We start from the raw sequence: 12366 nt of genomic DNA on the forward strand, positions 1-12366 counted from the left end.
TTACAACGGCTCCTTACAACGGCTCCTTACAACGGCTCCTTACAACAGCTCCTTACAAAAGCTCCTTACAACAGCTAGCTTCTAAAACTCTTTCCAATCGTCATCAGATTTAGTTGCACGGCGCACTGATGGCGGACGAGTCGCTGTCTCTCTTTTTACACCACCTTGCGCTGTCTTTGCCGGTGCACTTCCTACTGGGGCTCGTCTTGCCGGTGCTCTGCTAGTAACTGGCTCAGGCTCTACTTCAACACATTTAAAGAAGCTAATTTGTTCTAACAAGCCTTGAGCTTGCTCTTCCATTGATTTACTTGATGCTGACGCTTCTTCAACCAAGGCGGCGTTTTGTTGCGTCATTTCATCCATTTGACTAACTGCCTCACTCACTTCACCAATACCTGCTGACTGCTCCTTACCTGCGCTATCAATATCCTTGAGCATTTTACCAACTTCGGCAATGGCACTAACCAGTTCAGTAAAGGTTTGTCCTGTTGCATCGACTAATTTAGTACCTTGACCAACCGCTTCAACACTGTCATTTATTAAGCCTTTTATTTCTTTTGCCGCGCCTGCTGAACGTTGTGCTAGGTTACGAACTTCAGCTGCGACAACAGCAAATCCTCGGCCTTGCTCACCGGCTCTAGCCGCTTCTACAGCTGCGTTTAGTGCTAGCAAATTGGTTTGGAATGCTATTTCATCAATGACACTGATGATATCTGCGATTTTCTTACTCGACTTATTAATATCACTCATTGCTTCAATCGCGTTTTTAACAACTTCGCCACCATTGGTTGCTTTATCCATAACGCCGGAGGAAAGTTTGCTTGCTTCAGTCGTGTTTTCAGCATTTTGTTGCACTGTGCTTGTGAGCTCCTCCATTGCTGAGGCCGTTTCTTCAAGACTTGATGCTTGCGTTTCAGTACGTTGGCTTAATTCATTATTACCTTCGGCAATTTCTCTTGCAGCATCAAAGACATTTGTTGACGCACTGCGGATCTCTTCAACCATATTACCTAGGTTTTCAATAGAGCCGTTCATCGCATCAGCAAGGAGCAAGAATTGGCCTCCGTATTTACTATCCATAGTCTGCGTTAAATCACCGTCAGCTAAAGCTTGAGCAATATTAATTGCATCATTAATAGGCTCAACTATCGCTTCCATTAGCTCATTAATGTTGTTACCCAGGCCCAGCATGAAACCAGAATAGCTTGTGGTGTCGATACGGCGATCCAACTCACCACTTATTGCAGCGGTGATAAGTCCTTCGACTTGACTTTGAGCATCTTTCTCTTCGGTTAAATCTAACCATTGAACAGCTGTACCGACATGATTTTCATTTTCATCTTTAAGTGCTATCGCAATTAACTGAAAGGTTAAACTGCCAACAGAAATTTCAGTGGTAAAAGGCAGGTTAGCTATATTGCCAAGTAAGTTTTGCTGATGAGCGGGATCTTTATGGAAACTATCAAAATTAGTCCCAACAACAGTGGCAACAGAAAAAGCAGGTAAAATTGACCTTAATTCTGTCTCGCGGCGCGCCAGCATTTTAATTACCGCAGGGTTACAATATACGATCTTACCGTCCGTATCAGCCATCATGAGGTTAGTTGTCATACCCTCTATAGCAGACGATAAACGACCGACTTCAATTGCTTTGGTACGCGCTTCTGTGACATCTTGCCATTCAAGCGAATTTCCTATGTATTTGCTTTGGGAATCTAGTATTGCCGTCACGTTGAGAGAAAACGTTAAATGAGCGACTTTAATATCGGTTTGCCATGGCAAATTATTAACATCATCAAGAAGCTTGCGTTGATGTGCTGGGTTTTTGTGAAACATATCAATGCAAGCGCCTAACACCTTATCTTTATCTGCACTAAAACCTGGATACACTTTTGCAAATGTAGCTTCATTACTTTGCAGTAAAGACAAACTCGCCGCGTTAACATAAGTAATGATAAAGTCACGGTCTACCATCATAATGGGTGTTGCAGATTGATCTAAAGCCCCCTGAAGACGGACGGCTAATTCATTGTTGCTATTTGTGGTATCCATGATTTCTTTATTACCTTTATTATCTATTTCTGATTTAGTAGAAAGTGTTGTCGCTGCATTGGCCGCATCAATCATCGTATCGGCTAATATTTTGTACACCGCTGTCCACGCTCTTTTTACGGGAACTGTATATTCATCACCTAAACCTATTTCAAGCGTTTTTAGTAACGCGGCTCCGACGGTGTCGTAGTGTTTTGCTTTGACACCGTAATTCAGATGACGCTCTCCCAGTTTTTTCAGTGCTGGAATGAGTTTATCTGGATCGTTAAGTAACTTTACTGCAGCATCAAGCATCGTCATGAGCTTGGAACCCTGCTCAATCATATCTCCCTTAAACAGAGGCTTAAGCGACGGATCCATCTCAAACAAGCTTTGATAGAAAATTTGCGCTGCTTGTGGGCCAATGGGTTTCACTTTCCCCCAACTTTCTTGAACTGTCGTAATTTGTTTTGGTGTCATAGCCAAATTCCTATCGTAAACACTGTAGGGTTAAATTTAATATCTCTATTACTCTGATATCTTATTCTCAACTGACTTTTGCTCGACGATAAATAGATCGTCTTCATTTAAGAGCGTTTGTGTGTCGAGCAAAATAATTAACTTTTTTTCAATGCTAGCAATGCCTTTTAAAAAACAACTATCAATTTTGTTACCAAACGATGGTGCTTTTCGTATTGCACTTGTAGAAAATTTATAAACTTCAGAAACAGCGTCTACAACGATCCCTACAACCATTGGTTTTATTTTTTCTTGAGTGCGTAAAATAATGGTGACTGTCTTTTCGTTATAATCTAATGGAATCTGGCCAAAGCGTTGGCGTAAATCTATAATTGGAATAATCACCCCTCGAAGGTTAATTACTCCTTTAAGATAATTAGGCTTGTTAGGTAATTCTGTTACTTCACTGCACACCCTAATTTCTTGTACACATAAAATATCGACACCATATTCTTCACCTTGCAACATAAAGGTAAGGTATTCTTGTTCTAATTCAGACATGTCTATTTCACCTAATCTACTTTATGTTTTTCGATGAGCTGCAATGTTTCAACATTCAACAAAGTAACCACTTTTGCGCCGACATTTATTAAACCGTCAATGCAGGATTGCGGCACGCAACCACCAAAATACGGCGAATTTTTAATTTCGTTGTCTTCCGCGTTTAGCACATCAGAAACTGCATCAACAACGAAGCCAATCGTTCTTGACTGGTCTTCAATTTCGACCGTTAAAACGATGACTACCGTTATGTCGCTATAAGTTGCTTGACCGATATTAAATTTTAAACGTAAATCAATAATCGGCACGATAATGCCGCGCATGTTTATCACGCCTTTGACATACTTGGGTGCATTGGGTATGACAGTCGGCTGCTCCCAACTTCTAATCTCCTCCACACATAAAATATCAACGGCGTACTGTTCTTCGCCTAATAAAAATGTCAGGTATTGCTTACCACTGGTAATAAAGTCAATTCCTTCCAGTGAATATTCTCCTTGCTCGGGAATATCCTTGGCTAACGCTTGTATATCCATTAAACCAATGCTCCTTCGAGAATGTGTTCATTTTGCTTTTCTTGTGCTCGCTTCATCGCCATCTCAATCATACCCGGTACATCAAGTATCATCGCAACAGAGCCATCACCTAAAATAGTCGCGCCTGAGATGCCCTCAACTTGCTGATAGTTGTCTTTCAAACTTTTGATAACGACTTGTTGCTGAGCTAATAAATCATCAACTAACAAACCCACTTTTTGACCATCAGCCTCAACAACAACTAATAAGGCGTTATTGACTTCTTTGGTATCAGCGGGTAAGTCAAATAATTGATAAATAGGAATAACGGGAACGTTATCGTCACGCAATCTGTAGAGGGTCATATCGCCAGAAACTTTATTGATAAACTCTTCTTTTGCTTGCAATGATTCAACAATGGTAATAAGTGGAATAATATAAACTTCAGTGCCAACACGGACTAGTTGACCGTCTAATATGGCGAGCGTTAGAGGTAGGTTCACTTTAAACTTACTGCCTATACCAGGCTGCGATTCAACTTGAATTCGACCTCCTAACGATTGAATATTCCTTTTAACAACATCCATGCCTACGCCACGTCCAGAAATATCACTAATTTCTTTTGCTGTTGAAAAACCTGGTTCAAACAATAAATCAAATACCTGACTGTCGCTTAGCGTTGCACCAGAATCTACTAAGCCTTTTTCAATCGCTTTGCTTAAGACGGCTTCTCGATTAATACCTCCACCATCATCACTAATTTCGATTATAATATTGCCACCTTGATGATAAGCATCTAGTGTAATAGTGCCTGATTTAGGTTTACCATTTGCAATGCGCATATCTGACGACTCAATGCCATGATCAACTGCATTTCGAACTAAATGGACTAACGGATCGCCAATTTGCTCCATGACTGTTTTATCGAGTTCGGTTTGCTCCCCTCGAATCACTAAGTTAATTTCTTTACCCGTTTTGATTGACAAATCATGCACTAATCGAGGAAAGCGGTTAAACGCAAAACTGATCGGTAACATGCGTATTTTCATCACACTTTCTTGCAGTTCTTTGGTATTTTGTAATAGTTGGTCTAAACCGCTTTTTAGTTTTTCAAGTTTGGATATCTCAAAGTCGTTGCCTAACTCAGACAACATTGATTGAGTTATAACAAGTTCGCCCATTAAGTTAATCAGCGAATCGACTTTATCGACTCCGACACGAATAGAGCCTGAATCTTGTTTTGTCTTGGTTTTATTTTTCTCTATTTTCTCTATTTTCTCAGAAGACTGAATAGCACTTGCCGGTTGCTCAGTTACTAATGCAGTTTGGCTGTCTGATATTTCTGGGTCGACGCTAGCAGAATTACGCAGACTATCTTGGGTTTCACTTGAGCTAGATTTAGGTGATACCTCCAGCTCTACAATTTCTAATTTGCATTCATCCTCTACCCATTCAAAAACTTCTCGAATATCTTCTTCGCTAGCATCAGAGATTAATGATAATTCCCAACTGATATAAAGCTCTGTAGCATCCATTTCCGTAATAGCTGGCAATAAGTCAGTTTTAGCTTTTAGAGTCAATTCACCAAGGTCAGCTAAAGCGCTAAATAACAATAATGGGTCATTGCCGGTTTGTACTAAGTGATGTTCAGGAATAAAAGTGATGTGCCAAATTTTGCCTGCTGGTTCTTGAGTATCCTCATCACTTTTTGCAATTTCAATATGGCTTGCTGGGCCGTCAATTTCCAAGGTTTGTTCTAGCAGATGGGTTGTTTCTGTTATTTTATCTTGGTCATAGTCAGCGTCATCTCTAGCCGCTTCAATTAATAAACGCATGCAGTCAACAGACACTAACAGCAACTCTGTGTCTTTGGCGGTAATGTCGCGTCGACCGTCTCTGATCTCATCTAATAATGTTTCAACCAGATGAGTAAATTCGGTAACATTATCAAAGCCAAAAGTGCCAGCGCCGCCTTTTATGGAATGTGCAGCACGAAAAATAGAATTAATAATTTCATTATCACCTGCGTCTAAATTGAGCAGGCTGGACTCCATTAATTCAAGCCCTTCAAAGCTCTCTTCAAGAAAACTAGGAATAAATTGAGACAGATCGATACTCATAGCCTTACCTCACAACACGTTTAATGGTCGCCAGTAACTTCTCTGGATTAAATGGTTTTACCAGCCAACCTGTTGCGCCAGCTGTTTTGCCACGCATTTTCATTTCGGGAGAACTTTCAGTGGTTAGCATTAAAATAGGCGTGAATTTGAAACTTGGTAATTTACGTAGCTCAGTACAAAGGGCGATACCATCCATATTCGGCATATTTATATCGGAAATAACTAAATCATAATTGCCTGCTTTTGCTTTATTTAGCCCCTCAACACCATCCTTTGCCTCTGTCGTTTCAAAACCTGCACTTTTAAGAGTAAAACTCACCATGTCTCTGATTGAGTTAGAATCATCTACAACCAAAATTTTGGTCATTATTGTTTTCCCTTTTACGAATTTATATAAAATCAAAGAACAATGAAGTTCGCAATATAGTAAATTTAGTAGTTTAGATGTTCACTAAAAAGCAAATCCATTCATACCAAGTTGTTTAACACTCTGATAAATAATTGATGATTGCTTTTCCCAGATATAAGATTTTTTTTGTGCCGAAACATAGACCAATGCACTGAGTAACAATTGAATGCCTACCGTATCAATGCGCGTAACTTCACTACCATCAAATATAATTTTTTCGTGTTCATCGATATATTCAATAAACTGCAATTTATATTCGGATACTTCAGCAATAGTCAGTTCTGCTGGTAATTTTAATATTTTATCTGACTCCATAAATCCTCATTTGCGCATGTAATTAGACAACTCAATTCGGTTTTTGAAATCAATCAGGAATAAAACCCATATCGAAAATTTCATCTATCAAATTGACCCTTTGTTGAATTAGGCATTCCTGTTTGGGCTTTCCAACTGACTAATTTGGACCATAGAGTGCTTGTAATTAATAAGTTAAGTTAAAAGTTCTGAAAAGGTATCATTAGACATAACACCTAAATTTATTACATTAACTTATTAAACTAACTTATTACCCTAACTTATATGCATATATTATCGGAAGTTATATCAGCAGCTTTAGTTGTTTTACTGGATCAATGCGTTTACAAACAAAAATTTGATTTAAGTCAATTAAATAGGATTAAAATTAATATTTAGTTGATAAAAATCACTATAAGTGCAGGGTATGGGGAATTCACTTACTTTTTCGTGTAACTAATGACAGCTACCTAAACGCGATTAAGTGAGCTTGATCTGGTATATTAATAGTTACAATGCAATAACAATATTGCGATATTAAGTTACCCTTTTATCTGAGGTATCAGTCATTAATGTAGCAATCAAGTCTTTGATTCTTGGTGGATTGGCTAAATTGGAGTTGTTTAATTGATAAGGTCCAATGGAAGGGGGGATTCTTGAATGGAACCAATTGATTTGAGCACGCACGTTAAGAGATAATAAGTGGGAAAATTAGGAGCCGGCGTTTCGCGAAACAGGTCCTTACATGCTTACTTCGAATCCTAACAAGGTAACATCATCTTGATAGCCGGACGCAGTTGTTTCAGTTTTACAATGTTCACCACCATCGATAAATGCTAAACCACTTCGGTAAAGATGCTCTAATACTTGGTCAATCGGCTGAAGGGCAATCTCAGATAACAACGCACTCAGTTTATCACTACCAAAATAGCTCTGATCTTGTGCTTGTGCCTCAATTATCGCATCGGTATACAATACCACTTTATCTCCTGTCGCTAATGCTATGGTTTTTGGTTCAAACTCAGCCATTGAATCGTTAAAAACGCCCAATAACGAGCACTTAGTTGTTAGCTCGTGGATAGACTGATCTTCACCCTTGATTAAATAACCACAGGGATGCCCAGCTTGGCAATAACTGAAAGTTTTAGCGTTTTCATTAATAACGCCATAAAACATGGTTATAAATTTACCTGGTGGAATTCGTTTATATAGTTTTTGATTGGTTTTTCGTAAGACGTCTTCAGGATTACAATTAGCTTTAGCTGCTTCTTTAAACATATCAAATGTCATTAGCGTAAGCAGCGCAGCAGATGCCCCGTGCCCAGTTACATCGGCGATCATCACCCCATATATATTGGCCTCTATCTCAAATATGTCATAGAAGTCACCCCCGATATGGGTCATAGGCTCGAACTTAGCAGAAAAATGAAGACACTTACTGTCTGGAAATTTGGTCGGTAATATCGATTGTTGAACAAAACTGGCATGGGCCAAATCCTGTTCCATTATCGCAAAGTTTTCTTTTAATTGTTTATTGGCTTTTGCAGCAGCCTCTGTTGCTAAAATTTCTGCCGTGATGTCTGTTTGCACGCCCACAAAATGAGTTAGGATCTTTTCTTGATTGAATATAGGCGTAAGCGATAATCTATTCCAAAACAGGTCTCCATTTTTGTGATAATTTTTTAATAGCACAGTGCAAGACTCAGCATTATAAAGCGCTTTTTTCAATACACTCAGAGGCACTTGATTTTCTAACTCTTGATTAGCGCCTTGTAAAAAGCGACAGTTCCTGCCTAATACCTCTTCGCGTTTATATCCAGTGGTATGTTCAAAGCCTTCGTTAACAAAAATTAATGGCAAGTCAGGATGCTGCATATCTGCAATCGTAATACCGTCCTTTGCACCATCAATCGCCAGCTGCAATAAATCCAATGACTCACGTATTGAATGATTGTCAGTTTTCCACATACCACCACCCTAAAAATAACGATCCACTAGATACTTGGACCATAATAATTACAAAATCTGAACATAGCACCTTTTCATAATTCATATCGAGATCTTTTAAAGCAAACACATTATCGTAAGTACTCGACCTCAATGATAACCCATGTCATTAGAGTCTATTTTATTATGATGTTAGTTTTTATCTTAATTTTTGCATGAATGTACTGTATATTTAGAGGTGTCATTTGCAGTGTAATTATGTGGTTTCATTTTCCTGCCTGAATTTCTATTCAATCTTATTAACAGAAATATATATGAAGTGTATCTTATGTCGACCTGTAAAAAATCAAAAACTCTCAAGATTAAAATTAAAAGACATACAAATCAAAAGGATAATTTAGGTGGACCGCAATGTTAGCCAAACGCATAATCCCATGTCTCGACGTAAAAGACGGTGTTGTGGTTAAAGGGGTTAAGTTTCGTAATCATGAAATTATTGGTGATATTGTGCCACTAGCAAAGCGTTATGCACAAGCCGGTGCTGACGAACTGGTGTTCTATGATATTACCGCTTCCAGCGACCAGCGCGTAGTCGAAAAAAGTTGGGTGACTAAAATTGCGCAAGTGATTGATATTCCTTTTTGCGTTGCTGGCGGCATTAAGTCGGTTAAAGATGCGGGTAAAATTCTCGAAATGGGCGCGGATAAAATATCGATAAATAGTCCTGCATTATCTAACCCCGAATTAATTAAAGACTTACATGACACTTTTGGCCAACAGTGCGTTGTTATTGGGATTGATAGTTTTTTTAATGAAGAAACCGGGCAGTATGAAGTGTATCAATTTACGGGTGACGAAACGCGCACTCAAAAAACGGCATGGCAGACCATCGACTGGGTAAAGGAAGTTCAGTCACTTGGTGCGGGTGAAATTGTTTTAAACTGTATGAATCGAGACGGCGTTCGCACAGGCTATGACATCGAGCAACTTAACGCGGTGAGAGCCGTTTGTAACGTCCCGCTTATTGCATCGGGCGGTGCGGGCGAAATGCAGCATTTTGCCGACGTTTATAATCGAGCTGATGTTGATGGTGCACTTGCTGCATCCGTCTTTCACAAAGCGATTATCGATATACCTGAACTAAAAGCTTGGCTATCCACTCAAGGAATAGAAATGCGCAGCTAATGCGCATTGACTCAATAGGAAGAAGAATGAAAATCACAAACGACACATCGAAGCAATTGGCATGGGAGAAAATGGAAAATTTATTACCCGCGGTGATCCAAGATTCCCATTCAGGACGGGTCTTGATGCAAGGTTATATGGATCAAGAGGCGCTAGCGAAAACCCTTGAGTCTGGCAAGGTCACCTTTTTCAGTCGCTCAAAACAACGTTTATGGATGAAAGGCGAAACCTCTGGCAATACCTTAGATTTAGTCGATATTTCAGCTGATTGTGATCAAGATTCACTGCTAATTTTAGCGAAGCCAAACGGCCCAACTTGCCACACCGGTGCTAGCTCTTGTTGGTTTAATAGCGAACTACCAACCATGACCTTTGTTGCTGAGTTAGAGCAAATATTAGCAGAACGCAAAGAAGCGGATCCATCCACCAGCTACACGGCAGAACTCTACAGCAAAGGCATTAAGCGTATTGCACAAAAAGTGGGCGAAGAAGGGGTTGAAACCGCACTTGCCGCTGCAGTTCAAGACTTAGAAGAATTGAAAAATGAATCTGCCGACCTGTTATATCATCTGATTGTGTTACTCCAAGCGAGCAACCTTTCATTAAACGACGCTATTGCTGTGTTAAAGGCTCGTCACAATAAATAATGCACTTTTATAATAGGCTTGTGATTAAAATATAAGGACTTTAATGAACTGCATGCCCTTATCGACCAACTAGCTATTTACAATCCTAAGCGACTCGGCAAAGAAGCCGGCTTTTATACGGATCCATATAACGATTTTGGACCTTTAGGCTATGAAATGTGACGTGCAGTAAGATTAGGTGTTGATACCGGAATACACGCCTTCTTACAAAATTAGTGAACTGCTTACACGAGTCGAAAAAAAGCAAGGTGTTATTGTCAACATCCGTGAGTTTCACGTCGCCATCATCGGCAGTGACTCTCTTCCTCTCACAGTATTGGAAGAGATGATAGAAAAGCAATTCGAATGACAATAAACACCTTATATGCGTCGCGGCGAAAAATATGTAATACAAACAGTTCAAAATCTGCAGTCAAAAATAAAACATAAATCATTGATTTAATTTAATTTTAATTAATAAATTAAATTTTATGCAAATTAATTACTTTTTTTTCTTGAAAAAATTCAGTCCGTTCTCATATATGTTAGGTGGACGCCGAAAGGGTCCGCAAAAACCGCCGCCGTATTGTCGGGGCATATAAATTAAAACATATTGCTTAAAAGTAAAAGGATATGACCATGCGTACTATCGATCTATCTCCGCTATACCGTTCATTCATTGGTTCAGACCATCTAGCATCTATCATTGATGCTGCAGCAAGGAATGAAAAACAAAACACTTATCCTCCCTACAATATCGAGTTACTCGAAGATGATAAATATAGAATTACGATGGCTGTTGCTGGCTTCGCGAGAGAAAATGTGATCATTGAGGTAGTGGAAAACACACTCATTATCAGCGGCAGCAAAGAACAAACGCCTGATGAAAGCCGGAAATTTCTGCATAAAGGTATTTCGGAAAGAAACTTTGAACGAAAATTTCAACTTGGTGATAATGTAAAAGTACTGACCGCCGATTTGGAAAATGGTTTATTGCATGTCGATCTTGAAAGGGTTGTCCCTGAAGCTAAAAAGCCAAGACGTATCGAAATAGGCAGTCAGGTTATTGAAAATAAATAAACAGTAAACACCCGTTAGTTCCCTTTGGCCATCGCATTTGCGGTGGCCTTTTTGGTTGCAGAATATTATATTTCGGTTCTAAATTAATCTAGCCGCAACAACATACAAATTCCACAAAGACAATGCAATTAACACAGCAAACGTACCTAAGGTCCCGCTAATACGTTCCCAACTTGCACCTGATTTTGTAACTAAGCCATAGGCATGAGCAATACGTGCAAAGACTAATAAGACACCGCAAACATGCAAAAAAACATCAGCATTTGAAGCTATTTCTGCTACCAACAAAAGAATCAAACAAATTGGCGTGTATTCACTGAAGTTAGCATGAGCTCTTGTCGCTTTTTGCAAATCGGCTATCTCTCCATCACCTAAACTAACTAAATGCTTTCTTCTAACACTGATAACTTGAATAGACAAGGCAATAAAAACAAGCCCTAGAAGACCACTATATAATCCGGTAATAATTAAATTCATTTGGTATTTTCTTTCGTTAGTTTATAGTGAGTATAACGAATCAACTGATGGTTAATCCTAAATTACAGTGAAATATAGTAACAACTTAAAGTTACTTATTGTATTAACGTTAACGAATTATTAAATTAGCGTGATAAGCAAATAAACACCTAATTTTATGACCTTTGTCATTTTCTGTTACTAACAACTCCATATCCTTTACTGTATTATGAGAAAATATTTGAGTCATTTATTTAGACTAGGCGCGATATTAGTCATCGTTTGGTTGTTGTTGTCCAGCATCTACGAACCTCTGATGCTGTCTTTTGGGGTTATATCTGTTTTTATTTCTCTGTGGTTGACCAAACGCATGTTGCGAATAGATCAAGAGCAATCACACTCAATCCCGGTTCAGCCAGCATAGTCTTGTCAGACCATACGCTCCTGGTGCACACAATCAGTGAGCAAGGGGCTTAAGACCTCGCCCAAGGTGATATTTTGAATATCATGCCAAAGCAATATCAAGTAAAAACGATAGAGAACATTAAGCAATGACGGATTATTACCTCGTTGCAGCATTAGCCATAGTTATTGCAATGGCGTTAGGCGTTTGCAGCGCACTATTAGGCCCAAGTGTGTTTGACCGTATTTTAGCTATCGATTTATTTGGCACCTAAGCCGTA

12 protein-coding genes and 1 pseudogene are annotated in these 12366 nt (G+C 39.1%); 5 read left to right on the plus strand and 8 right to left on the minus strand.

Going from position 1 to position 12366, the window contains the following annotated elements:
- Positions 1 to 81: 81 nt before the first annotated feature.
- The 7 genes from G399_RS20280 to G399_RS0106875 all read right to left on the minus strand — a co-directional run bounded on the left by G399_RS20280 (position 82) and on the right by G399_RS0106875 (position 8357).
- Entirely contained in the window at positions 82 to 2511 is a 2430-nt protein-coding gene (locus G399_RS20280) for a methyl-accepting chemotaxis protein (protein ID WP_006010719.1), read from the minus strand.
- A 48-nt stretch (positions 2512 to 2559) separates the two neighbouring features.
- A complete protein-coding gene (locus tag G399_RS20285) occupies positions 2560 to 3051 on the minus strand; it encodes a chemotaxis protein CheW (protein WP_006010720.1) in 492 nt (163 codons plus the stop codon).
- 11 nt (positions 3052 to 3062) lie between these two features.
- Positions 3063 to 3587, minus strand: a complete 525-nt coding sequence (locus tag G399_RS0106855; RefSeq protein ID WP_006010721.1) for a chemotaxis protein CheW — start codon at positions 3585 to 3587, stop codon at positions 3063 to 3065.
- Positions 3587 to 5686 (minus strand): chemotaxis protein CheA, encoded by a 2100-nt coding sequence (locus tag G399_RS0106860; RefSeq protein ID WP_006010722.1) that lies wholly within the window; start codon positions 5684 to 5686, stop codon positions 3587 to 3589. The genes G399_RS0106855 and G399_RS0106860 overlap by 1 nt, the downstream gene beginning before the upstream one ends.
- A 4-nt stretch (positions 5687 to 5690) precedes the next feature.
- Positions 5691 to 6053, minus strand: coding sequence for a response regulator (locus G399_RS0106865; protein ID WP_006010723.1), 363 nt, complete (start codon positions 6051 to 6053; stop codon positions 5691 to 5693).
- Between the two features lie 84 nt (positions 6054 to 6137).
- On the minus strand, positions 6138 to 6410 hold the full coding sequence (locus tag G399_RS20290; protein ID WP_006010724.1) for an STAS domain-containing protein: 273 nt from the start codon (positions 6408 to 6410) through the stop codon (positions 6138 to 6140).
- Between the two features lie 720 nt (positions 6411 to 7130).
- Positions 7131 to 8357 carry a PP2C family protein-serine/threonine phosphatase gene (locus tag G399_RS0106875; RefSeq protein ID WP_006010726.1) on the minus strand — a complete coding sequence of 409 codons (1227 nt, stop codon included), beginning with the start codon at positions 8355 to 8357 and terminating at the stop codon, positions 7131 to 7133.
- Between the two features lie 390 nt (positions 8358 to 8747).
- Here G399_RS0106875 and hisF point away from each other — a divergent pair, with 390 nt between their 5' ends.
- The 4 genes and pseudogenes from hisF to G399_RS0106895 all read left to right on the plus strand — a co-directional run bounded on the left by hisF (position 8748) and on the right by G399_RS0106895 (position 11227).
- A complete protein-coding gene (hisF, locus tag G399_RS0106880; protein WP_006010727.1) occupies positions 8748 to 9521 on the plus strand; it encodes an imidazole glycerol phosphate synthase subunit HisF in 774 nt (257 codons plus the stop codon).
- Between the two features lie 26 nt (positions 9522 to 9547).
- On the plus strand, positions 9548 to 10168 hold the full coding sequence (gene hisIE / locus G399_RS0106885) for a bifunctional phosphoribosyl-AMP cyclohydrolase/phosphoribosyl-ATP diphosphatase HisIE (RefSeq protein WP_006010728.1): 621 nt from the start codon (positions 9548 to 9550) through the stop codon (positions 10166 to 10168).
- An 87-nt stretch (positions 10169 to 10255) separates the two neighbouring features.
- Positions 10256 to 10517 (plus strand): annotated as a pseudogene (locus tag G399_RS22490) (DUF885 family protein); the annotation flags it as partial.
- Between the two features lie 269 nt (positions 10518 to 10786).
- Entirely contained in the window at positions 10787 to 11227 is a 441-nt protein-coding gene (locus G399_RS0106895; protein ID WP_006010732.1) for an Hsp20 family protein, read from the plus strand.
- 78 nt (positions 11228 to 11305) lie between these two features.
- On the opposite strand, the gene G399_RS0106900 is transcribed toward G399_RS0106895, so the two are convergent.
- Positions 11306 to 11704: an MAPEG family protein gene (locus tag G399_RS0106900; RefSeq protein WP_006010734.1), complete on the minus strand. Its 399-nt coding sequence runs from the start codon at positions 11702 to 11704 to the stop codon at positions 11306 to 11308.
- 530 nt (positions 11705 to 12234) lie between these two features.
- Between G399_RS0106900 and G399_RS22740 the strand changes: the two genes are divergently transcribed.
- On the plus strand, positions 12235 to 12360 hold the full coding sequence (locus G399_RS22740; protein WP_006010741.1) for a hypothetical protein: 126 nt from the start codon (positions 12235 to 12237) through the stop codon (positions 12358 to 12360).
- The last annotated feature ends 6 nt before the right edge of the window (positions 12361 to 12366 follow it).

Source organism: Brumicola pallidula DSM 14239 = ACAM 615 (assembly GCF_000428905.1).
Taxonomy (GTDB): domain Bacteria; phylum Pseudomonadota; class Gammaproteobacteria; order Enterobacterales; family Alteromonadaceae; genus Glaciecola; species Glaciecola pallidula.

What these genes read in the sequence shown, in the direction of transcription:
- G399_RS20280 (WP_006010719.1), bottom strand. Translation starts at nt 2,511, where the DNA reads ATGACACCAAAACAAATTACGACAGTTCAAGAAAGTTGGGGGAAAGTG.
- G399_RS20285 (WP_006010720.1), bottom strand. Translation starts at nt 3,051, where the DNA reads ATGTCTGAATTAGAACAAGAATACCTTACCTTTATGTTGCAAGGTGAA.
- G399_RS0106855 (WP_006010721.1), bottom strand. Translation starts at nt 3,587, where the DNA reads ATGGATATACAAGCGTTAGCCAAGGATATTCCCGAGCAAGGAGAATAT.
- G399_RS0106860 (WP_006010722.1), bottom strand. Translation starts at nt 5,686, where the DNA reads ATGAGTATCGATCTGTCTCAATTTATTCCTAGTTTTCTTGAAGAGAGC.
- G399_RS0106865 (WP_006010723.1), bottom strand. Translation starts at nt 6,053, where the DNA reads ATGACCAAAATTTTGGTTGTAGATGATTCTAACTCAATCAGAGACATG.
- G399_RS20290 (WP_006010724.1), bottom strand. Translation starts at nt 6,410, where the DNA reads ATGGAGTCAGATAAAATATTAAAATTACCAGCAGAACTGACTATTGCT.
- G399_RS0106875 (WP_006010726.1), bottom strand. Translation starts at nt 8,357, where the DNA reads ATGTGGAAAACTGACAATCATTCAATACGTGAGTCATTGGATTTATTG.
- hisF (WP_006010727.1), top strand. Translation starts at nt 8,748, where the DNA reads ATGTTAGCCAAACGCATAATCCCATGTCTCGACGTAAAAGACGGTGTT.
- hisIE (WP_006010728.1), top strand. Translation starts at nt 9,548, where the DNA reads ATGAAAATCACAAACGACACATCGAAGCAATTGGCATGGGAGAAAATG.
- G399_RS0106895 (WP_006010732.1), top strand. Translation starts at nt 10,787, where the DNA reads ATGCGTACTATCGATCTATCTCCGCTATACCGTTCATTCATTGGTTCA.
- G399_RS0106900 (WP_006010734.1), bottom strand. Translation starts at nt 11,704, where the DNA reads ATGAATTTAATTATTACCGGATTATATAGTGGTCTTCTAGGGCTTGTT.
- G399_RS22740 (WP_006010741.1), top strand. Translation starts at nt 12,235, where the DNA reads ATGACGGATTATTACCTCGTTGCAGCATTAGCCATAGTTATTGCAATG.